Source organism: Parasphingomonas frigoris, from assembly GCF_036663815.1.
Lineage (GTDB): Bacteria > Pseudomonadota > Alphaproteobacteria > Sphingomonadales > Sphingomonadaceae > Sphingomonas.
The window spans coordinates 689482-710570 of the sequence record NZ_JAXOJQ010000002.1; the positions used below are offsets into that span (position 1 = coordinate 689482).

Consider the following 21089-nt stretch of genomic DNA (forward strand, 5'->3'; position numbering starts at 1 on the left):
CCTTTTCATGCCGACAGTGCTCCGCTCAGAAGCGCGAGCGCAGCGTCACGCCGTAGGTGCGCGGCTCGGCGAGGAAGGCCGAATAGAGCGCGTTGCCGGTGCCGCCGAAATTAGCCACGTTGGCCGACGAACCCGCACCCTGGAACGGCGTGTTGAACGCGACCTGGATGTACTGCTTGTTGAAGACGTTCTGCGACCAGAACTCGATCGCCCACAGCTGATCCTTGCCGCGGATGCCGACGCGGGCGTTGACCAGCGCAAAGCCGTCCTGCTTCTTCTCCGGCGCCAGATCCGAGCCGGTGTTATAGTCCGAGGTCAGGCGGCTATCGACATAGACCAGGCCCGACAGGCCGTTGGACCCGAGATCGGGGGTCCACGCCGCCGACGTGGTCACGACATGGCGCGGCGCGTTGGAGAGCTGGCCACCGGGCAGCAGGAACAGCGCCGGATCGAGCGGTGCACCGGCCGAATTGCCGACCAGATTGCGCGCGATCTTGGTGTCGGCGAAGGTGTAGCCTGCGGTCACCTGGAACTGGCGGATCGGCGTCATCGTCGCTTCGAGCTCGACACCCTGCGAGATCACGCCGGGCTTGTCGGCCTTGCCGGTGCACTGGCCGGTCGCAGCGAGATTGTCCCTGTCGCCACCGTTGAGGCTGGTCGTGCAACCGACCAGGTTCTGCACCACGAAGACCGAGCCGTTGAAGGTGTTGAGCTGGAAGTTCTTGAACTCCGAACGGAACGCCGCGACGTTGAGGCTGAAGCCGCGCGTCTTGAACTTGGCGCCCAATTCATAGCTGTTGACCGTTTCCGCCGCGAAACGCAGCCCCGCCGCGTCGGCGTTGCTGCGCGGCCCGAACACGCCCGATGCCCCGCCGAGCGGCGAGCGATCGAGATTGTAGCCGCCCGACTTGTAGCCCTTGGCGTAGGACGCATAGGTCAACAGGCTGGGGATCGGCTTCCACGACAGGACCGCGGTGCCGGTGACCTTACCTTCGCCGAAATTGTTCTGCAGGTTGAGTGTGTTGAGCTGCGACGACGAGTTGCCGGTGCAGCTCAGCGTGAGGATGCCGCCGATATAGGCCTTCGCCGCCGCCGGAACCGCAGCGCTGGCGAGCAGCGGCGACAGATTGGCCTGCTGGACCGGGCAGACGGTATTGTTGTTGTTGAAGTTCGCGCTGAACGTCTTCTGCTCGTGCGTGTAGCGCGCGCCGAGCGTCAGCGAGACGGTGTCGGTGATGTGGAAGATGTTGTGCGTGAAGAAGGCGTAATTCTCGCTCTTCTGGCGATAGACCGAACCCTGGTCACCGACATTATTGACCCCGCCGCCGAGACCGGGGCCACCGGTCAGGCGATCGAGCCCACCGAGCACCGACGGCGCGAGCGGGCCGAATGCGGCAGCGATCGTCCCGCGACCAAGCGCCGAGAGGCAGCCCGGCGCGGTGTTGTTCTGCAGCGCGGCATTCTGGCTGATGTTGGCGACCAGGCGGCACGCCGCAAACTCGCCATATTGCGAGCCGAACACGACGTTGTCGACGACCCGCAGATCCTCCTTCGAATAGAAGCCGCCGACGAGCCAATCGAGCTTGTCGCCAAACGCCGAGCCCTGCAGGCGCGCTTCCTGCGTGAAGGTGTGGAACTGGCGGTAGGCGTTGCCGTCGGCCGCGCGGTGGGTGAGATCGACGTTGGTGTAATCGACGTCACCGGCATTGCCCGATTTGTATTCGCGGTATGCGGTGATCGAGGTCAGCGTCGCGCCACCCAGGTTCCAGTCCGCCTGGAGCGAGCCGCCATAATCGACGGTCGTGTTGCGGAAGGTCTGGCCCGGCGTGATCGCGACTTCGCGGTTGAAGGTGCCTGGCGTGTTGCCGGCGAGCGGGTAAGCCGCACCGGCGCGGCGCAGGATGTCGACGATCGGATTGGCGGCTGTGACCGACACGGCGCCATCGGCATTGACGCCCGCGCCATTGGCGGCCGCTGCGTCCGGGGTGGGATCGACCGTCTGCTTCTGGCTGTAATAGGTCGCGCCGCAGCAGCTTTCGTTGCGGTGCGAATAGTCGCCGATCACGCGGATGCTGAGGTCGGCGGTCGGCTTGAACAGCAATTGCCCGCGGACGAAATAGCGGTCGCGATCGTTGACGCGCGCTTCGTTGCCGCTCTGGGTGACGTTGCGATAGAAGCCGTCGCGATTGACGTAGACACCGTCGAGCCGGAAGGCGAGCGTGTCGGTGATCGGCCCGGTCAGGCCGGCGGCGATGCGCTTCTGGTCGTAATTGCCGTACGTGCCTTCGCCATAGCCGCCGAAGGTGAATTTCGGCGACGCGGTGATGATGTTGATCAGGCCGGCCGAGGCGTTGCGGCCGAACAGCGTGCCCTGCGGGCCGCGCAGCACTTCGACCCGGTCGATCTCGCCGAGCTCGTTCAGGCCCACGCCGGTGCGGCTACGATAGACGCCGTCGATGAACACCGCGACCGAGCTCTCGAGACCGGGATTGTCGCCGACCGTGCCGACGCCGCGGATCCGCGCCGACGCGTTCGATTCGCTGCCGGTCGAGGAGATCAGCAGCGACGGCGCCAGCTGGTTGAGCGCGCGAATGTCGGAACCGCCCGAATTCTGCAGCGATTCCTGCCCGACCGCAGAGACGGCGATCGGCACGTTCGAGAGCCGCTCGGAGCGGCGCGTCGCGGTGACGATGATGTCGCCGGCGTTGTTGTCCTGAGCTGCGGCGGGAGCGGTGGCGGGCGTTCCGGCCTGCGCGTCTTGTTGCGTGGTGGCAGGGGCAGTCTGGGCGAAAGCAGGTGCCGAGATGGCGACGGCAGCGACCGACAATAAGTACGCGGTTTTGCGCATTTCAGAACTCTCCAACGTTTTTTAGTTTTTTGGGTATTGTCCCTCCGAATAGCTACGCAGGGCTGAGCGTAAAGCAAAAAGCCCTGCGGAAACACGATTTAGAAGATAGGTGATGTAGTATGGCCACACCGGCCCAGCCGCGCGCGCGAAGGCTCACCCGGAATGACGCTACGTAATGCTGGAAAAGCCTCCGGGCCGGCGCGCGGAGGCGTCGGCCAGCCCGGAAAAGATTGTATTGCAGGACTTATTTGGGTGCGAGCACCATCAACATCTGACGGCCTTCCATGCGCGGATATGCTTCGACCTTGGCGGTCTCGGCGACATCGGCCTGGACGCGCTGGAGGAGGACCATGCCGAGCTGGCCGTGGCTCAATTCACGGCCGCGGAAACGCAGCGTGATCTTGACCTTGTCGCCCTCGTCGATGAACTCGAGCACCTTCTTCATCTTGGTGTCATAGTCGTGGTCATCGATGTTGGGACGCATCTTGATCTCCTTGATCTCCTGCGTCTTCTGCGATTTCCGCGCGAGGTTGGCCTTCTTCTGCGCCTCGTATTTGAACTTGCCGACATCAAGGAACTTGGCGACGGGCGGATCGGCGTTGGGCGACACTTCGACCAGGTCGAGACCGACCTCGCGCGCCTGCTCCATCGCCTCGCGGGTGTACATGACACCGAGGTTCTCACCGTCCTGGTCGATCACGCGAACCTTGGGCGATACAATGAATTCGTTGAAGCGAGGGCCATTCATCGGCGGCGCCTGGCGGGTCATCGGGGGTCGGATAGGTGTAGCTCCTGCGATTGTTTCAGAGTCGATATAGGGCTTTTTCGGGCAAAACGAAAGGTGCGCCCTGCACGTCTCTCACGACTCCCCCGGCGAAGGCCGGGGAAGCGTCGGTCGGTTACAGGTCCGGGGCCTTTGCTGCCTCGGTCAGCATCGCGATCGCGTCGTCGAGCGTCAGGAATTGCTGGCGATCGCTCCCGAGCTGGCGCAGCGCGACCTTGCCTTCCTCGGCCTCGCGCTTGCCGACGACGAGCAGGTTCGGGACCTTCGCCAGCGAATGCTCGCGCACCTTGTAGTTGATCTTCTCGTTGCGCAGATCGGTCTCGACGCGAATCCCCGCCGCCTTGAGCTTCTCGGCCACTTCGCGGGCATAGTCGTCGGCGTCGGACACGATCGTCGCGACCACCGCCTGCACCGGAGACAGCCACAGCGGGAAGCGCCCGGCGTGATGCTCGATCAGGATGCCGATAAAGCGTTCGAACGTGCCGAGGATCGCGCGGTGGAGCATGATCGGGCGATGCCGCTCGCCATCCGCACCGACGTACGACGCGTCGAGTCGCTCGGGCAGCACGCGGTCCGACTGGATCGTGCCGACCTGCCACGTCCGGCCGATCGCGTCGGTCAGGTGGAATTCGAGCTTGGGCGCATAGAAGGCCCCCTCGCCCGGCAGCTCCTCGAACTTGGCCTTGATCGAGTCGCTGAGCTTCGATCCGAGCACCGCCTTGCGCAGTTCGTCCTCGGCTGTGTCCCACATCTCGTCGCTGCCGAAGCGCTTGTCGGGGCGCAGCGCGAGCTTGACCGCATAATCCTCGAACCCGAGATCGCGGTACACGCTGTCGAGCAGCTCGCAGAACTGCTGCACCTCTTCGACAAGCTGGTCCTCGCGCACGAAGATATGCGCGTCGTCCTGCGTGAACTGGCGGACGCGCATGATGCCGTGGAGCGCACCATGCGGCTCGTTGCGGTGGCAGCAGCCGAACTCGGCCATGCGGATCGGCAGGTCGCGATACGATTTGATCCCCTGACGGAAGATCAGCACGTGCGCCGGGCAGTTCATCGGTTTCAGCGCCATCAGGTCGGCGGTGCCGCTGAAGATCGCCGCGGCGTCGTCAGTGTTGGGGATCTCGTCGGGGACGACGAACATGTTCTCGCGATACTTGCCCCAATGGCCCGACGCCTCCCACTGGCGCGCGTCCATCAGCTGCGGCGTCTTGACCTCGGCATAGCCCGCGGCGTCGAGCCGGCGGCGCATATACGCTTCGAGCTGCCGCCACAGGATGAAGCCCTTGGGGTGCCAGAACACCGAGCCCTGCGCTTCGGACTGAAGATGGAACAGGTCCATCTCCTGCCCGATCTTGCGGTGGTCGCGCTTGCCGGCTTCCTCGAGCATCGTGAGATGCGCGTCGAGCTGCTTCTTGTTGAGCCAGCCGGTGCCATAGACGCGGCTCAGCATCGCGTTCTTCTGGTCGCCGCGCCAGTATGCGCCCGAGACGCGCGTCAGCTTGAACGCGTTCGGATCGAGCTTGCCGGTCGAGGCGAGATGCGGGCCGCGGCACATGTCGAGCCAGGCGCCGGGCCCGTTGCCCGCCTTGTAGACCGTCAGCTCCTCGCCCTCGGGCAGTTCGGCCGCCCATTCGGCCTTGAAGGTCTCGCCCTCGGCCTGCCAGCGGGCGATCAGATCGGCGCGGCTCCACACTTCGCGGATCAACGGCTCGTTCTTGGCGATGATGCGGCGCATCTCGGCCTCGATCGCTGGCAGGTCCTCGTCGGTGAAGGGGCGATCCTTCGGCGCGAAGTCGTAATAGAAGCCGTCTTCGGTCGAGGGACCGAAAGTGATCTGCGTGCCCGGGAACAGGCTCTGCACCGCTTCGGCGAGGACATGCGCGAAATCGTGCCGCGCAAGCTCGAGCGCATCGGCCTCGTCCTTCGACGTCACCAGCGCCAGCTGCGTGTCGCCCTCGAACGGGCGCATGATGTCGCGCAGCTCGCCGTCGATCCGCGCGGCGATCGCCGCCTTCGCGAGGCCGGGACCGATCGCGGCGGCCACATCGGCCGGGGTAGTCCCCGGGGCTACCTCGCGGACGGAACCGTCGGGCAGCGTGATGCGGAACAGGGCGGACATCATGGATCTTTCGTGGCTGGAAAAAGGCTCCGGCGCTTAAGCCGGGAGGGCCGATATAGGCAAGCGCGCGCGCGGCGTCACCCCGTCACTGGCGGAGCGGTCGCGGCGTTCCTATCTCGGTGGCGCAAACGGGGGGATGACGATGCTGACGGGGCTGCTTGTATTCGCGATGATCGTGCTGAGGCGCTTTCCGGAGACGGGAGCGGCACGCTGGCTCGAACGCGCGATCACCGCCACTGCCGCCGCGCTGCGCCGGGTCGAGCGCCGGCACCTCATCTTCGCGCTGATCCTGACGACCTTCATCCTGATCGCCAGCGCCGAACTGCTGGCGCTGATCGGGCCGTTCGACATCGCGCTGGTGCTGATGTGGGATGTCTCCGTCTATGTCGACATCGTGCTGACCTCTGCGGTGGTGGCGACGGCGACGCGCGGCGGAGCGGGCTGGCGCATGATCGTCGCACGCTTCACAGCGCGGCCCAGGGCGCGGGCGCGGCGGCAGCGGGTCGCACGCAAGCCGGCCGCTCCGGCGAATGAGGATGAGCGAGGGGACTTCGCGCTGGCGGCGTAGGGGCCGAATCGCAGCTTTATAGCCGATGCCCGGCGGCCCGAGTGGGCGCGCCGGGACATTCAGCGAAACTGCAGCACGACAGCCGACGCCGGATCAGGCGGCGGCGAGCATCCGCTGCGACGCCGCTGCCATTGGCCGCCGCACCGCGCTTGGCTCGATCTGGAAACGCCCGGCCTGCGCGGCGAGTTCGCCCACTTCGCCGGTAAGGTTGCGCGCCGCCGCAGAGGTCTGCTCGACCATTGCAGCGTTTTCCTGCGTGGACCGGTCGATGGCGTGGACCGCAGAGGTAACCTCGGAGATCGCGCCGGCCTGCGCGTCATTGTCGCTGGCAATCTGCTTGGCGAGCGCGGCGACGCGGTCGCCCGAGGTCAGGATCACCTCGAACGCATTGTCGACCTGCCCCACGGCATCGACGGCGGCGCCGATGTCGATTCGTGTGACGCTCAGCTGGTCGCGAGCGCGCTTGGCCTCTTCCTCGGCGCGCATTGCCAGCGCGGAGACAAGATCGGCGACGACCGCGAAGCCGCGCCCGGCGTCGCCAGCACGGCCGGCCTCGACCGCGGCGTTCATCGCCAGCACGCGCGTCTGGAAGGCGATCTTGTCGAGCCCTTCGATGACGTCGTCGATCCCCTTGGCGCTGTCGAGCACGCGGGTCATCGCGTGGACCGCGGCGTCGGTGCGGCCGCGGCCCTCGAGCACGGCGGCATTCGCTTCGGCCGACGTTTCGACCGATTGCGCCGCAGCGTGCGCGGTCGCCTTGATCCGCGAATCGAACTGCTGGATGGCGGCATTGGTCTGTTCGAGGCTTGCCGCGGTGCTTTCGGTGCGGCGCGCGATGTCGCTGGCGGCCTGCGCGATCTCGGACGAGCCGACGCGGATGTTGCCCGCGCTCGACATGACCGAGGCGAAGAGCAGCCGCAGGTTGGCCAGCGCTTCGTTGAAACTGGTCTTGAGCGGTTGATAGACCGGCGGATAGTGATCGACGATGTCGGCGGTCAGGTCACCGACCGCCATGCGTTCGAAATTCTCGGTCATGCGCTTGACGATCGCCTCGTTGCGCTCGGCTTCGGAATTGAGCGCGAGCTGCTGCTGCGCGGTGGCGCGAAAGGCGAACATCGCCTTGGTCATGCGCCCAACGCAATCCTCAAAGGCGGTGAATTCGATCGGCGAGTCGAGGTCGCCCGCGGCGAGCGCTTCCATCCGGACGACGGTGGTGACGTACGGCCCCGCGATCGCCTCGCGGAAGAGATGCGCCAGCAGCAGGCCGCCGCCGCTGCAGGCCAGCGCGATCCACAACGCGCTGTGCGGGGCCTCCAGGATGGCCAAGGTCGTTGTCGCTAACAATCCGACGAAACTTCCGAACGCGATGAGCAATTTCAGTCGGATCGGTGCCGATGCAGTGTACCAATTCATGCCAAGACCCTCCAAATCGGTGGATGTCGTGCCGAAGCAGGAGCACGACGACCGGTCGAGCTCGCCCGACTCTTATAGGAGGGTTCCGCGACAGAGCGGGAGGAACGGCAAATTTCGTCGTTGCGGGCGGCGTTGAGCCCGCATTTTTCACGCAATCCCGAACGGCACCACGCGATTGTCGCGGACATGGCCGATCGCGGCGCGCCCGAGATAAGGCACGCGCATCTCGCCGCACCAGCGGGTTAGCATCGTCTCGATCGTCTCGCCCCATGGCGGGTCGTTCGCCGGCACTTCGCTGACCTGCCCCAAGCGGACACCCGCCAGCCCCTTCAGCTGCGTCGCATGCGCCATCGTGAACAGCATGCGATCGACGCGGTAGAGCGGCTCGGACACTTCCTCGACGATCAGCACATGGTCGGTCAGGTCGGGGAGCCACGGCGTGCCGATCAGCGCGGTGAGGATCGCTAGGTTGAACGCGGCGGTCGGGCGACCGTCGAGCCCGGGCTCGAGCACGCTGCGGTCCTTGCGCGCCAGCCACAGCAGCGCTCGCACAAAGGCGGTGCCGCCATCGCCGCTCGCCGCGACCGACGCCATCGGGCCGTGCACCGGATGCCCGATCCGCGCGGCGTAGAGCGCGCCGAGCAGGAACCCCATGTCGGAGAAGCCGAGATAGGTCTTCCGCCGCGCCGCGTCGCCCAGCTGCGGCATCACGGTGTGGAGGATCCGGTTCGAGCCATAGCCGCCGCGCGCGAACCAGATCGCATCGAAGGCGGGATCGTTGGCAACATCGAGGAACGCCGCCGCGCGCACCGCGTCGGGCCCGGCGAAATGGCCATCGGCGAGGAAGCATTGCGGATGGAAGACGAGATCGACCTCGGGCATCGCCACCGCCGCCAGCCCGAGCGCGCGTGCGGCGAGTGCTTCGTCGATCCCGCGTGCCGGTGCCACTACCCCAATTCGCATGTCTGCTCCGTTGCGCTCGTCCGCCGACCGCGATAGCCCCCGGCGATGAGCAACGGCAAATCAAACTTCCCGCAGCCTTATTTCTTCGTAGGCATCGGCGGCAGCGGGATGATGCCGCTGGCGATGATCCTCGCCGGGCGCGGCGCGACCGTCGCGGGGTCGGATCGCACGCTCGACCGCGGCGCGCTGCCCGCCAAGTTCGCCGATCTCGCCGCCAAGGGCGTGACGCTGTTTCCGCAGGACGGATCGGGCGTGACCTCGGCCGCGCAGATCGTCGTCGCCTCGGCGGCGGTGGAATTGACCGTCGCGGATATCGTCGCGGCCGAGCACGTGGGCGCGCAACGGCTGAGCCGACCCGAACTGCTCGCCTCGCTGTTCAATGCGAGCGCGCTGCCGATCGGTGTTGCGGGGACGAGCGGCAAGTCGACCGTGACGGGAATGGTCGGCTGGATCCTGCACGCCTGCGGGCGCGATCCGACCGTGATGAACGGCGCGGTGATGAAGAACTTTGCGAATCCGCAAGCGCCGTTTGCCAGTGCGCTGGTCGGCACGGGCGAGGCGTTCGTCAGCGAGGTCGACGAGAGCGACGGATCGATCGCGCTTTATGCGCCTAGGATCGCGGTGCTCAACAATGTCAGCCTCGACCACAAGTCGCTCGAGGAACTGCGCGCGCTGTTCGGCGATTTCGCGGGCAAGGCGCAGACGACGGTGCTCAACATCGGCGATGCCGAGACGGAGGCACTGGCCTCGACGCTCGACCCGGCAAAGCTGGTGACCTTCGCGGTCGATGCCGAAGCCGACCTGAGCGCGCGCAACCTTGCGCCGGAGCCGTTCGCCATCGGGTTCGATCTGATCGCCGATGGCGCGACCAAGGCGGTCCGGCTCGCCGTGCCGGGTCGGCACAACGTCTCGAATGCGCTCGCCGCATTGGGCGCCGCGCGCGCGGCAGGCGTGCCGCTTCCCGAAGCGATCGCTGCGATCGCTGGCTTTACCGGCCTCAAGCGCCGTTTCGAGCTCGTCGGCGAGGCCGCCGGTGTCACCGTGCTCGACGACTTCGGACACAACCCCGACAAGATCGCCGCGACGCTCGCGACATTGCATGCTTTCCCCGGGCGCTTGCTCGTGCTGTTCCAGCCGCATGGCTACGGCCCGCTCAAGGTCATGCGGACCGAACTGGTCGCGATGTTCCGTGACGCGCTCGGCGGAGACGACCGGCTCGTTGTGCCCGACCCGGTCTACCAGGGCGGCACCGTCGCGCGCGAGGTGACCAGCGCCGACATCGTCGCCGAGATCGGCGCGCAGGCGCATCACATTGCCGATCGCGCCGATGCCGCCGCGTGGATCGTCGCGCAGGCGCGACCCGGCGACCGGATCGTGGTAATGGGGGCGCGAGACGATACGCTGAGCCAGCTTGCTGCCGACATGTTGCCACAGATTGCCGCTAGACTCAGCTGAATCACAAGGAGCCCGCCTGATGTTTCGCCGCCTCTTCCTCGATCACCCCGCCTCGGTCGGCGAGACCTTCGGCGAGCATTTCGTCGTCGCCTCGCGCTTTGGGTTGACGATGATCGGCGGCGGGCTTGCGGGCGTGGTGCATGCGTTCCTGCCGTTCGCGTTCAAGACCACAGGCAGCCGCACGGTGATGCGGCTCAACGCGCAGATCGTCGCCAAGCGCGCGGCGGCAAGCGCGGATGAGCTGCAGCGGCGTACCGTCGAATATGTGATCTGACCTCCCAATCCTCCCCCGGGAACCGGGGGAGGGGGACCCTGAGCCTTTAGCGAAGGGTGGAGGGGGGCCTCTCCGCGAGTGAAACGCTCGTGGCGCGCCCCCCTCCACCACCAGCCTGAAGTAGGCTGGCGGTCCCCAGTGTGGGGTCGATCATGCCCCCGGCATGATCTTGGATTGCCGGGGGCAATCCAACCCCACACTCCCGCTGCGCGAGGAAGGATTAAGGGGCACAGTTCCCGAATCCCCCCATCCCCGCTACAGCAGCGCGATGCTCCGCATTACCGAACTCAAGCTCCCGCTCCATCACGCCGACGAGGAACTGACCGCCGCGATTCGTAACCGGCTGCGCATCACGCCGCGCGACCTGGTCCGCTACACGATCGCGCGGCGCGCGCACGATGCGCGCGACAAGACCGACATCCAGCTGGTCTATTCGGTCGACGTCAACGTGCGCGACGAGGCGCCGGTGCTCGCGCGCTTCAAGAAGGACCGGCACGTCCAGCAGACGCCCAACACGGCGTACAAGTTCGTCGCCAAGGCCCCCGCCGACTATGCCGGCCCGCGCCCCGTCGTCATCGGCACCGGCCCGTGCGGCCTGTTCGCCGGGCTGATCCTCGCGCAGATGGGCTACAAGCCGATCATCGTCGATCGCGGCAAGGTGGTGCGCGAACGCACCAAGGACACGTGGGGGCTGTGGCGCAAAAGCGTGCTCAACCCCGAATCGAACGTCCAGTTCGGCGAAGGTGGTGCTGGCACCTTCTCAGACGGCAAGCTCTACAGCCGGATCAAGGATCCTCGGCACCTCGACCGCAAGGTGCTGATCGAGTTCGTCAAGGCGGGCGCGCCGCCCGAGATCCTTACCGAAGCGCACCCGCACATCGGCACCTTCCGCTTGGTCACGATGGTCGAGAGCATGCGCGCGACGATCGAGGCGCTCGGCGGCGAATATCGCTTCGGGACGCGCGTCGACGGGATCGATGTCGCCACCAGCGAGGATGGCACGCGGAAAGTGCGCGGGCTGCACCTCCACACCGGGGACTATCTCGCAGCCGAACAGGTCGTGCTCGCAGTCGGCCACAGCGCGCGCGACACCTTCGCGATGCTCCATGCCGAGGGCGTCTATCTCGAGGCCAAACCCTTCTCGATCGGCGTCCGCATCGAGCATCCGCAATCGTGGATCGACGACGCGCGCTTCGGCCACAACGCCGGCAACCCGATCCTCGGCGCCGCCGATTATGCTCTGTCGCACCACGCCAAGAACGGCCGCACCGCCTACAGCTTCTGCATGTGCCCCGGCGGCACGGTGGTGGCGGCGACCTCGGAGGAAGGCCGCGTCGCGACCAACGGCATGAGCCAATATTCGCGCAACGAGCGCAACGCCAATTCGGGGCTCGTCGTCGGGATCGACCCGGCGCGCGATTATCCCGGCGATCCGCTCGCCGGCATCGCGCTGCAACGCCATTGGGAATCGCGCGCCTTCGTCGCGGGGGGATCGACCTATGCCGCGCCGGCGCAATTGCTCGGCGATTTCCTCGCCGGCCGCGCCTCGACCAAGCTCGCCAGCGTCGTGCCGTCCTATAAGCCCGGTGTGTACATGACCGACCTCGCGGAATGCCTGCCCGAGTTCGCGGTGCCCGCGATGCGCGAGGCGCTCGTCCAGTTCGGTCGCGAAATCCCCGGCTACGACCATCCCGACGCGGTGCTGACCGGCGTCGAGACCCGCACCTCCTCGCCGGTGCGCATCACGCGTGGCGACGATTTCCAGAGCCTCAATACCGCCGGGCTGTTCCCGGCGGGTGAGGGCGCGGGGTATGCCGGGGGGATTCTGTCGGCGGCGGTCGATGGGATCAAGGTTGCCGAGGCGGTGGCGCGGGCGATGGCGGCGTAAGTTCGAAAGCGCCGGAAAGCCCCCAGTCCGTCACCCCGGGCTCGTCCCGGGGTCCACCGCGCCGCGAGAACTGTAACCGCAGAATGCGCATCCCGGTGGACCCCGGCACAAGGCCGGGGTGATGGTTGGGCAATCGCCCCACCCGAGCGAGCGTGGAAAGCTCGCTTGACAGACAAGCGACCTTGACTGTAAAGCGACCTTCACAAATGTGAAAGGGAGCTTTCCATGTCGCGTACCGTCGCCGCCCGCCGCTATCGGACCCGCACGCTCTGGCTGGCGATGCTCTACGCCGCCGCGTTGCTCGGCGCGGTCTATGCCTTCAAGCATCAGATCGTGGCCGGCCCCGCCGCCTGGATCGTCGCCATCCTGCCCGCGCTGCCGATCATCGGCGTATTCGTCGCGATCGGGCGCTATCTCGTCGAGGAGCCGGACGAATATCTGCGCATGCTGATGGTCCGCCAGACGCTGTGGGCAAGCGGCTTCGCGCTCAGCGCCGCAACGCTGTGGGGGTTTCTCGAGGCGTTTGACCTGGTCGGGCATCTCGAGCCTTTCTATGTCGCGGTACTATGGTTCGGCGGCCTCGGTCTCGGCCGGTGTGCAACGCGTCTCTCCGGTTCGGACGCCGCGCTGTGAGCCGGCGCATCGACCCGGCCGACCGCGCCTATCTGCGCCGTTTCGTCGCCGTGATGGCGCTCTATGTCGTGTTGGTCTGGGCATCGCCCTTCCTGATCCGTGCCCTGGGTGCGACCGGCCCGCTGCTGTGGCTGATCGCTTTGCTCCCCGCCTTCCCGCTGAGCGCGGTGTTCTGGATCATCGGCCGCTATCTGATCGATCTGCGTGACGAATATCGGCGGATGCTCGAAGTGCGCAAGGCGCTCGTCGCGACGGGCTTTGCGATGACGCTGGCGACCGGTTGGGGGTTCCTCGAAGTCTATGCGCACACCCCGCACATCCCGCTGTTCTTCGTGCCGATCGCGTGGTTTGCCGGGCTCGGCCTCGGCTCGGCGGTCAATGCCGTGATCGAGCGCCGCGGCGGTGACGCGGCATGATCAACCGCCTGCGCGTGCTTCGCGCCGAGCGCGGCTGGAGCCAGGGCGATCTCGCAGAGCGACTCGACGTGTCGCGGCAGAGCGTCAACGCGATCGAGACCGGGCGCTACGATCCCTCGCTCCCGCTCGCCTTCCGCATCGCCGAACTGTTCGAGCTCCCGATCGAAGCGATCTTCGTCAGCCCCTCCAAAGGAGATGCGTCGTGAAGCCTGTCCTCAAAGCCTGCCTGCTCGCCGCGCTTGCGCTGCTGCCCGTTACGCCTTGCCTCGCTGCGCCGGTCGCGCCGACGCCCGAGGTGCGGCTGCCGCACATCTCTATCGTGACGATGGGGTCGGGCAGCCCGGTCATTCTCATTCCCGGCCTCGCCTCCCCCCGCGCGGTGTGGGACGGCGTCGCGCCCGCACTTGCGGCGAAGCACCGGGTCATCGTGGTGCAAGTCAACGGCTTTGGCGGCGACGATCCGGGCGCCAATCTGCAACCCGGCGTGCTCGACGGGATCGTCGCCGATCTCGACGGCTATATCGCGGCGGAGAAGCTGACGAACGTCCTGGTCGTCGGCCATTCGATGGGCGGGCTTGTCGGGATGATGCTGGCAAAGGCGCACCCGGTCGACCTGTCGCGGTTGATGATCGTCGATTCGCTGCCGTTCTTCGCGGTGATCATGGCCCCGCCCGGGGTCGATCCGACCCCCGCGATGGTCGCGCCCTACGCCGCCAAGATGCGCGACGGGATCGTCGCCACTTACGGCAAGCCGCTGAGCGACGAGATGGTCGCGGCGCAGACGCGCGGACTCGCGCTCAAGCCCAGCAGCGTCGTGACGATGTCGGGCTGGGCGAAGGCCGCCGATCCGCGCGTTACCGGCGAGGCGATGTACGAGGATCTGACGACCGACCTGCGCCCGTCGCTCGCGACGATCACGACGCCGCTGACGATGCTGTATCCGTGGAATGCGGCATCGTTGCCCAAGGCGAAGGGCGACGCCTTCTATCGCAAGCAATACGCGGCCGCGCCGCACATCACCTTCGTCGACATTGCCGAGAGTGCGCACATGGTGATGCTCGACCAGCCCGACGCGTTCAAGGCGGCGGTGATCGCCTTCGTCGAGGCGAAATAGCGACACGTGCCGTGGTGCGCGGGAGGGGAAAGCGCGATTTCCCCGCCCGTAATCTTCCGCTAAGCCCCGCCCCCATGACCGACACGCTCCCCGCCCGCCCCGCGCTCGCCTATCATCTGACCGAGGGCACCGGCCCGACGGTCGTGTTCCTGCCCGGCTACGGCTCGGACATGGAGGGCAGCAAGGCGCTCACGCTCGAGGCGTGGGCCAAGCGCACCGGCCGCGCCTTTCTGCGCTTCGATTATGGCGGCTGCGGGAGCAGCGAGGGCGTGTTCGAGGAGCAGACGCTCGCCGGCTGGCGCGACGACGTGCTGGCGATGCTCGACCAGTTGGTCGACGGCCCCGCGGTGCTGGTCGGCTCGTCGATGGGCGGCTGGCTGATGCTGCTCGTCGCGCGCGATCATCCCGAAAAGGTCGCCGCGCTGGTCGGCATCGCCGCCGCGCCCGACTTCACCGACTGGGGTTTCAGCGTCGAACAGAAATTGCAGATCCTCTCGGAAGGCCGGCTCGAGAAGGTCGGCCGCTATGCCGACCTGCCGATGGTCTACACCCGCACCTTCTGGCAATCGGGCGAGGCCAATCGCGTGCTCTTCGCCGGGCTCGCGATCGATGCACCGGTGCGGCTGCTCCACGGCATGGCCGACACCGAAGTCCCCGCCAACCGCTCGATCCATCTGGCCGAGCAGCTCCGTTCAGCCGATGTGCAGGTCACGCTCGTCAAGAATGGCGACCACCGCCTCTCGCGCGACGCGGATCTCGCGTTGCTCGAAGCGACGCTCGAATCTGTGATGACCGCCTTATGACGCCGATCCTGCTCGCCTCCCTCCTGCTGAGCCAGGCTGCCGCGCAGAGCGGCCCGCCCGCGCCGCCGCCGTCGCAGCGCTACGAAAAATGCCTCGATCTCGCGACGACCAACGCCACTGCGGCCGAAGCCGAGGCCGGGCAATGGCAATTGGCGGGCGGCGGGTTCCTGGCCGGCCAGTGCCTCGGCATGGCCTATGCCAACGAACAGCGCTGGACCGCCGCCGCCGCCGCCTTCGATGCCGCCGCGCGCGCGGCCGAGAAGGCCGGCGACGGGCGCTCGGCCAATTATTGGGCGCAAGCTGGCAATGCCTGGCTCGCGTCTGGCGATGCCACCAAGGCGCGCGCCGCGCTCGATGCAGCGCTCGCCGGCGGCACGCTGAGCGGGCTGCCGCTCGGCGAGGCGCATCTCGATCGCGCACGCGCGATGGTGGCGGGCGACGATCTCGAGGGCGCACGCGACGATCTCGACCGCGCGCTCGCCGAAGTGCCGACCGATCCGCTCGCCTGGCTGCTGTCGGCGACGCTGGCGCGGCGCCAGCAGCAGATCGTCCGCGCCAAGCACGACATTGCCGAAGCGCTGCGGCTCGGCGCCGACGATCCGGCGGTCCAGCTCGAAGCGGGCAACATCGCCGCCTTCGCGCGCGACGAGCAAGGCGCGCGCGGCGCATGGCAGCAGGCGGTCACGCTGCGCCCCGACAGCGAGCCCGGCAAGGCCGCGGCTGCGGCGCTGCGGCAATTCGACACGGCCCCCGCTGCGACCCCATCGCCGACGGCTCCTGCGGCAAAAGCCCCGGCAAAGGGATCGCGCTAGGGTAGCGCCAGCCGCCGGTCGCCCCTATCTCGGTGCAAAGCCACACCGGAGCGCTGCATGAAATATCTCCACACGATGATCCGCGTCACCGATCCCGACGCCACGATCGCCTTCTTCAAGCTGCTCGGGCTCGAGGAGGTCCGCCGCATGGACAGCGAAAAAGGCCGCTTCTCGCTCATCTTCCTCGCCGCCCCTGGCGACCATGATGCGCAGGTCGAACTGACGCACAATTGGGATCCCGAAAGCTATACGGGCGGGCGCAATTTCGGCCATCTCGCCTACCGCGTCGACAATATCTACGAGACCTGCCAGCGGCTCCAGGATGGCGGCGTGACGATCAACCGTCCGCCGCGCGACGGCCACATGGCGTTCGTCCGCACCCCCGACAACATCTCGATCGAACTGCTGCAGGAGGGCGGCGCGCTCGCCCCCGCCGAGCCATGGGCCTCGATGCCCAACACCGGGGAATGGTAATGGCGAGCCCGCTCGAAATCGTCCGCATTCCGGCGCTCGACGACAATTACGTCTGGCTCGTCCATGATTCGGCATCGGACGAGACGATCGTCGTCGATCCGAGCGAGGCAGCCCCTGTGCTCGCCGCAGCAAAGGCGCGTGGCTGGACGATCTCGCAGATCTGGAACACGCACTGGCACCCCGATCACACCGGCGGCAATGCCGAGATCAAGGCGCTCGGCGCGACCGTCAGCGGCCCGGTGGCGGAAGCCGACAAGATCCCGACGCTCGATTACGGCCTGCGCGAGGGCGACAGCGTGCGGATCGGCGCGCATGTCGCGCACGTGATCGAGACGCCGGGCCACACCGCCGGCCATATCGTCTTCTACATGGCCGACGACGCCGCTTTGTTCAGCGGCGACACGCTGTTCGCGATGGGCTGCGGCCGACTGTTCGAGGGCGGGCCCGACCAGATGTATGCCAACATGCAGCGGCTCAAGACTCTTCCGCCCGAGACGATCGTCTATTGCGCGCACGAATATACCCAGTCGAACGGCCGCTATGCCGCCGCCGCCGAGCCTGACAATACAGCGGTCGGCGCGCGGATGGTCGAGATCGATGCCAAGCGCGCGGCGGGCGAGCCGACCGTCCCCACCACGATCGCGCTCGAACTGGCAACCAACCCGTTCCTGCGTGCGGAATCGGCCGCGCAGCTCGCCGAACGGCGGGCCGCAAAGGATGTGTTCTAACGCAACCTGCGCTATAGTGTGGCGGGGGGCGACTGCTTTGAAAAGGATCGACATGATGTTCCGTTTCATCCTCCCCGCCATGCTCTTGCTCGGCGGGACGGCCGCGCTCTCGGCCGACAGCAAGGGCTATGCCGCTCGCCAGGCGGCGAACGACCGGGTCGAGCTCGACAAGCAATTGGCCGGCCTCGTGCCGGGCAAGCCGCAGAGTTGCATCGACCCGATCCGCTATCGCGACACGACACGCGTCGGCGACAAGATCCTCTACAAGAACGGCCGCAACGACGTGATGGTTAACGATACCGGCGGCGGTTGCTTCGGGCTGCGGCGCGGCGATGCGATCGTCACCAAGACCTTCGGCAGCCAGCTGTGCCGCGGCGACATCGTCACCACGGTCGACCTGCCAATGCGCATCCCGAGCGGCAGCTGCAGCTTCGGCGACTTCGTGCCCTATAAAAAACCATGATCCGCGGGCTGCTGCTGGTCGCCGCACTGGGCGCGACGACGGGATCGGACAGCAAGGAGCTGGCCAAGGCGCTTGCCGGGCGCGCGCCGGGGGCGCCAGTGACCTGCCTGTCGAGTGCGCGCAGCAACAGCCCGCAGATCATGAGCGACAGCGTCCTGCTCTACCGCGACGGCCCGCGGCTGTGGCGCAACGACCTGCCCGATGCCTGCCCCGGGCTCGACCCGGATGCGATCATCGTGACCGAGGTCTATGGCGGGCAATTGTGCCGCAATGACCAGATCTACACGCTACAACGCGGCGGCGGCGGGATCCCCGGCCCGCGCTGCCGGCTCGGTTCGTTCGTGCCGTGGGACAAGGTGAAGTAAGGGGCGTGCGCCGAGTTCGCGGTCGCAGCTGAGAGCGGCCGAACGCAGCGTCGAGGCTTCCCAACCGTTCGTTTCGAGCGAAGTCGAGAAACCTGGCACAGCGCTCGTCGCGGTTTCTCGACTTCGCTCGAAACGAACGGCGAGACGGACCGTCCGTCGGCGCTTGCCTGGCGAAGCTGCGGGGCTCCGCCAGGGTGCGTTGCAGGGTCCGCCAGCACCCCGCCTACAGCACGAACCGGCTGAGATCGGTGTTGCGCGCAATGCTCGCCAGATGCGTCTCGACATAAGCGGCATCGACCACCACCGTCTCGCCGCCGCGATCTTCGGCATTGAAGCTGACGTCCTCGAGCAGCTTTTCCATCACCGTCTGCAACCGCCGCGCGCCGATATTCTCGATCTCGCCATTCACCTCGGCCGCGATCCGCGCGACTGCGCGGATGCCGTCGGCAGTAAATTCGACGCCGACGCCCTCGGTCGCGATCAGCGCGACATATTGCTGCGTCAGCGACGCCTTGGTGTCGGACAGGATCGCGACGAAATCATCCTCGGTCAGCGCCTTCAGCTCGACGCGGATCGGCAAACGCCCCTGCAATTCAGGCAGCAGGTCCGACGGCTTGGCGACATGGAACGCGCCGCTCGCGATGAACAGGATATGGTCGGTCTTCATCGGCCCATATTTGGTCGCGACCGTCGTCCCCTCGATCAGCGGCAGCAGGTCGCGCTGGACGCCCTCGCGCGAGACCGAACCGCCGCGCACGTCGGACACCGCGATCTTGTCGATCTCGTCGAGGAACACGATCCCGTTCGCCTCGGCATCGGCGAGCGCCGCGCGGCTGACCTCGTCCTGGTCGAGCCGCTTGTCGGCCTCTTCCTCGACCAATTTGTCCCACGCTGCGGGCACCGTCAGCTTGCGGCGCTTGAGCTGGCCGCCACCGAACGCCTTGCCCATCATCTCGGACAGGTTGATCATCTGCGCGCCGCCGCCGGGCATTTCGAACGGCATTTGCGGTGCGGCCTCGAGTTCGATCTCGATCTCGGTGTCGCGCAGATGGCCGTCGTGGAGGCGTTGCCGAAAGGCTTCGCGCGTCGCCTCGCTCGCGCCCTTGCCGGTCAGCGCATCGAGCAGCCGAGCCATCGCGGCTTCCTCGGCCTTGTCCTTGACGACGCTGCGGCGGCGCTCCTTCTCGAGCCGGATCGCCTCCTCGACGAGATCGCGCGCGATCTGCTCGACGTCGCGGCCGACATAGCCGACTTCGGTGAACTTGGTCGCCTCGACCTTGATGAACGGCGCGTCGGCGAGCTTGGCGAGGCGCCGGCTGATCTCGGTCTTGCCGCAGCCGGTCGGCCCGATCATCAGGATGTTTTTCGGAGACACCTCGTCGCGCAGATCGGGCGCGAGCTGCTGGCGGCGCCAGCGGTTGCGCATCGCCACCGCGACCGCGCGCTTGGCGTCGGCCTGGCCGATGATGTGCGCGTCGAGCGCTGCGACGATGGCTTTGGGGGTCAGGGCTTCGTTCATGGTCTGTCTCTTCTCCCCTCCCGCATGCGGGAGGGGTCGGGGGAGGGCTTGTCGCGGGCGGCGCTCGGAAGGACAGGCCCTCCCCTAACCCCTCCCGCATGCGGGAGGGGGATTATGGCGCGCTCGCGTCGAGCCACTCCACCGTCAGCCGGTCGTTGGTGTAGACGCACACCTCCGCCGCGATCGCCATTGCCTTGCGGCTGATCGTCTCGGCATCGGCTTCATAATCGACCAGCGCGCGCGCCGCGGCGAGCGCGAAATTGCCGCCCGATCCGATCGCAGCGACGGTGCCGTTGGCGGTCGCCTCGGGCTCGAGCACGTCGCCATTGCCGGTCAGGATCAGCGTCACGTCCTTGTCGGCGACGATCATCATCGCCTCGAGGTTGCGCAGATATTTGTCGGTGCGCCAGTCCTTGGCGAGCTCGACCGCGCTGCGCAGCAACTGGCCGTGATGCTGCTCGAGCTTGCGCTCGAGCCGCTCGAATAAGGTGAACGCATCGGCGGTCGCGCCGGCAAAGCCGCCGATCACCGATCCATCGCCGAGGCGACGGACTTTGCGCGCATTGGGTTTCATGACGGTCTGGCCCTGCGTCACCTGGCCGTCTCCGGCGACGACGACGCGACCATTCTTGCGCACGGACAGGATCGTGGTGCCGTGCCACACCAGTGGGTTCTCGCTCATCCGGGCGATATGGGAAGCATGGACGCGCAGTGCAATCCGGCTTGCACGCGCGCTGTCTGCTCGGCGATAGAAGCGCCAGGGGGAAGCAGCGTATGACCGACCAGCACAGCCATAGCGGGCAAACCGGCCATGCAGCGCCCGACCACCCGCTCGAGCGGCTGATCTTCTTTTCCGATGCGGTGTTCGCCATCGCGATCACGCTGCTGATTATCGAGGTCCACCCGCCGCACCTGCCGCATGGCGCGCCGTGGCAGGCCTACACCACCTCCCTGTACGACCTTACGCCGAACTTCTTCGGCTTCTTCGTCAGCTTCTTCGTGATTGGCGCCTTCTGGTCGGGGCACCACCGCGCTTTCGGGCTGGCCGGGCAGTATTCCGAAAAGCTGCTGGCGCCCAATCTGCAGATGCTGTGCGCGATCGTGTTCATGCCCTTTGCCACCGCCTTCATGGGCGCGAACCTCGGGGCGTTGGTGCCGTCGCTGCTCTACGCCGTGACGCTGATCGTCACCGGGCTGCTGAGCATGCGGCTTTCGCGGATGGCGACGAGCCCGGGCGTGGTGCGCGCCGACGTCCCGGCCGAGGCGATCGCGATCGTCCGCGCGCGCGGTGGCGGGGTCGTGCTCGGCGCGCTCGTCGCGATCGGCCTGGCGTTCGTCGTCGCGCCGTTCAGCCAGGTCGGGCTGATCACCATCCCGGCGTGGCAATGGCTGCTGCGGCGGCGGGCGCTGCGGCGCCTCGCCCGCACGGCGGCCTGAACCGACGCGCGGG

22 protein-coding genes are annotated in these 21089 nt (G+C 67.0%); 15 read left to right on the forward strand and 7 right to left on the reverse strand.

Going from position 1 to position 21089, the window contains the following annotated elements:
- Positions 1-25: 25 nt before the first annotated feature.
- The 3 genes from U1872_RS08680 to thrS all read right to left on the reverse strand — a co-directional run bounded on the left by U1872_RS08680 (position 26) and on the right by thrS (position 5751).
- Positions 26-2848, reverse strand: a complete 2823-nt coding sequence (locus tag U1872_RS08680; RefSeq protein ID WP_332792481.1) for a TonB-dependent receptor — start codon at positions 2846-2848, stop codon at positions 26-28.
- Between the two features lie 244 nt (positions 2849-3092).
- Positions 3093-3617, reverse strand: coding sequence for a translation initiation factor IF-3 (infC, locus tag U1872_RS08685; protein ID WP_037492586.1), 525 nt, complete (start codon positions 3615-3617; stop codon positions 3093-3095).
- A gap of 130 nt (positions 3618-3747) precedes the next feature.
- The gene (thrS, locus tag U1872_RS08690; protein WP_332792482.1) at positions 3748-5751 is read right to left on the reverse strand and encodes a threonine--tRNA ligase; all 2004 of its coding nucleotides are present in this window, start codon (positions 5749-5751) and stop codon (positions 3748-3750) included.
- A 136-nt stretch (positions 5752-5887) separates the two neighbouring features.
- On the opposite strand from thrS, the gene U1872_RS08695 reads away from it, so the two are divergent.
- Positions 5888-6319 carry a hypothetical protein gene (locus U1872_RS08695; protein WP_332792483.1) on the forward strand — a complete coding sequence of 144 codons (432 nt, stop codon included), beginning with the start codon at positions 5888-5890 and terminating at the stop codon, positions 6317-6319.
- A gap of 93 nt (positions 6320-6412) precedes the next feature.
- Here U1872_RS08695 and U1872_RS08700 read toward each other — a convergent pair whose 3' ends face one another.
- Positions 6413-7732, reverse strand: coding sequence for a methyl-accepting chemotaxis protein (locus tag U1872_RS08700; protein WP_443025352.1), 1320 nt, complete (start codon positions 7730-7732; stop codon positions 6413-6415).
- A gap of 147 nt (positions 7733-7879) precedes the next feature.
- Positions 7880-8695 carry an LD-carboxypeptidase gene (locus U1872_RS08705; RefSeq protein ID WP_332792485.1) on the reverse strand — a complete coding sequence of 272 codons (816 nt, stop codon included), beginning with the start codon at positions 8693-8695 and terminating at the stop codon, positions 7880-7882.
- 45 nt (positions 8696-8740) lie between these two features.
- Here U1872_RS08705 and U1872_RS08710 point away from each other — a divergent pair, with 45 nt between their 5' ends.
- The 13 genes from U1872_RS08710 to U1872_RS08770 all read left to right on the forward strand — a co-directional run bounded on the left by U1872_RS08710 (position 8741) and on the right by U1872_RS08770 (position 18120).
- Positions 8741-10150 carry a UDP-N-acetylmuramate--L-alanine ligase gene (locus U1872_RS08710; RefSeq protein ID WP_332792486.1) on the forward strand — a complete coding sequence of 470 codons (1410 nt, stop codon included), beginning with the start codon at positions 8741-8743 and terminating at the stop codon, positions 10148-10150.
- 19 nt (positions 10151-10169) lie between these two features.
- A complete protein-coding gene (locus U1872_RS08715; RefSeq protein ID WP_332792487.1) occupies positions 10170-10424 on the forward strand; it encodes a DUF6356 family protein in 255 nt (84 codons plus the stop codon).
- A gap of 268 nt (positions 10425-10692) precedes the next feature.
- Complete coding sequence (locus U1872_RS08720) at positions 10693-12312, forward strand: NAD(P)/FAD-dependent oxidoreductase (RefSeq protein ID WP_332792488.1); 1620 nt, start codon at positions 10693-10695, stop codon at positions 12310-12312.
- A 225-nt stretch (positions 12313-12537) separates the two neighbouring features.
- Entirely contained in the window at positions 12538-12945 is a 408-nt protein-coding gene (locus U1872_RS08725) for a hypothetical protein (RefSeq protein ID WP_332792489.1), read from the forward strand.
- Positions 12942-13361, forward strand: a complete 420-nt coding sequence (locus tag U1872_RS08730; RefSeq protein ID WP_332792490.1) for a hypothetical protein — start codon at positions 12942-12944, stop codon at positions 13359-13361. The genes U1872_RS08725 and U1872_RS08730 overlap by 4 nt, the downstream gene beginning before the upstream one ends.
- The gene (locus U1872_RS08735; RefSeq protein WP_332792491.1) at positions 13358-13567 is read left to right on the forward strand and encodes a helix-turn-helix transcriptional regulator; all 210 of its coding nucleotides are present in this window, start codon (positions 13358-13360) and stop codon (positions 13565-13567) included. Before U1872_RS08730 ends, U1872_RS08735 begins: the two co-directional genes overlap by 4 nt.
- Positions 13564-14475: an alpha/beta fold hydrolase gene (locus tag U1872_RS08740; RefSeq protein WP_332792492.1), complete on the forward strand. Its 912-nt coding sequence runs from the start codon at positions 13564-13566 to the stop codon at positions 14473-14475. Before U1872_RS08735 ends, U1872_RS08740 begins: the two co-directional genes overlap by 4 nt.
- Before the next feature lie 74 nt (positions 14476-14549).
- Entirely contained in the window at positions 14550-15278 is a 729-nt protein-coding gene (locus U1872_RS08745; protein WP_332792493.1) for an alpha/beta hydrolase family protein, read from the forward strand.
- The gene (locus tag U1872_RS08750) at positions 15275-16090 is read left to right on the forward strand and encodes a tetratricopeptide repeat protein (RefSeq protein WP_332792494.1); all 816 of its coding nucleotides are present in this window, start codon (positions 15275-15277) and stop codon (positions 16088-16090) included. Before U1872_RS08745 ends, U1872_RS08750 begins: the two co-directional genes overlap by 4 nt.
- A gap of 57 nt (positions 16091-16147) precedes the next feature.
- Positions 16148-16564 (forward strand): VOC family protein, encoded by a 417-nt coding sequence (locus tag U1872_RS08755; protein WP_332792495.1) that lies wholly within the window; start codon positions 16148-16150, stop codon positions 16562-16564.
- Positions 16564-17292: a hydroxyacylglutathione hydrolase gene (gene gloB / locus U1872_RS08760; protein ID WP_332792496.1), complete on the forward strand. Its 729-nt coding sequence runs from the start codon at positions 16564-16566 to the stop codon at positions 17290-17292. The genes U1872_RS08755 and gloB overlap by 1 nt, the downstream gene beginning before the upstream one ends.
- Positions 17293-17344: 52 nt before the next feature.
- Positions 17345-17755, forward strand: coding sequence for a hypothetical protein (locus U1872_RS08765; protein ID WP_332792497.1), 411 nt, complete (start codon positions 17345-17347; stop codon positions 17753-17755).
- Positions 17752-18120, forward strand: coding sequence for a hypothetical protein (locus U1872_RS08770; protein ID WP_332792498.1), 369 nt, complete (start codon positions 17752-17754; stop codon positions 18118-18120). The genes U1872_RS08765 and U1872_RS08770 overlap by 4 nt, the downstream gene beginning before the upstream one ends.
- A 223-nt stretch (positions 18121-18343) precedes the next feature.
- Here U1872_RS08770 and hslU read toward each other — a convergent pair whose 3' ends face one another.
- Together hslU and hslV are read right to left on the reverse strand one after the other, a co-directional pair.
- Positions 18344-19639 carry an ATP-dependent protease ATPase subunit HslU gene (gene hslU / locus U1872_RS08775; protein ID WP_332792499.1) on the reverse strand — a complete coding sequence of 432 codons (1296 nt, stop codon included), beginning with the start codon at positions 19637-19639 and terminating at the stop codon, positions 18344-18346.
- A 112-nt stretch (positions 19640-19751) separates the two neighbouring features.
- Positions 19752-20321: an ATP-dependent protease subunit HslV gene (gene hslV / locus U1872_RS08780; RefSeq protein WP_332792500.1), complete on the reverse strand. Its 570-nt coding sequence runs from the start codon at positions 20319-20321 to the stop codon at positions 19752-19754.
- Between the two features lie 92 nt (positions 20322-20413).
- Here hslV and U1872_RS08785 point away from each other — a divergent pair, with 92 nt between their 5' ends.
- Complete coding sequence (locus U1872_RS08785) at positions 20414-21076, forward strand: TMEM175 family protein (RefSeq protein WP_332792501.1); 663 nt, start codon at positions 20414-20416, stop codon at positions 21074-21076.
- The last annotated feature ends 13 nt before the right edge of the window (positions 21077-21089 follow it).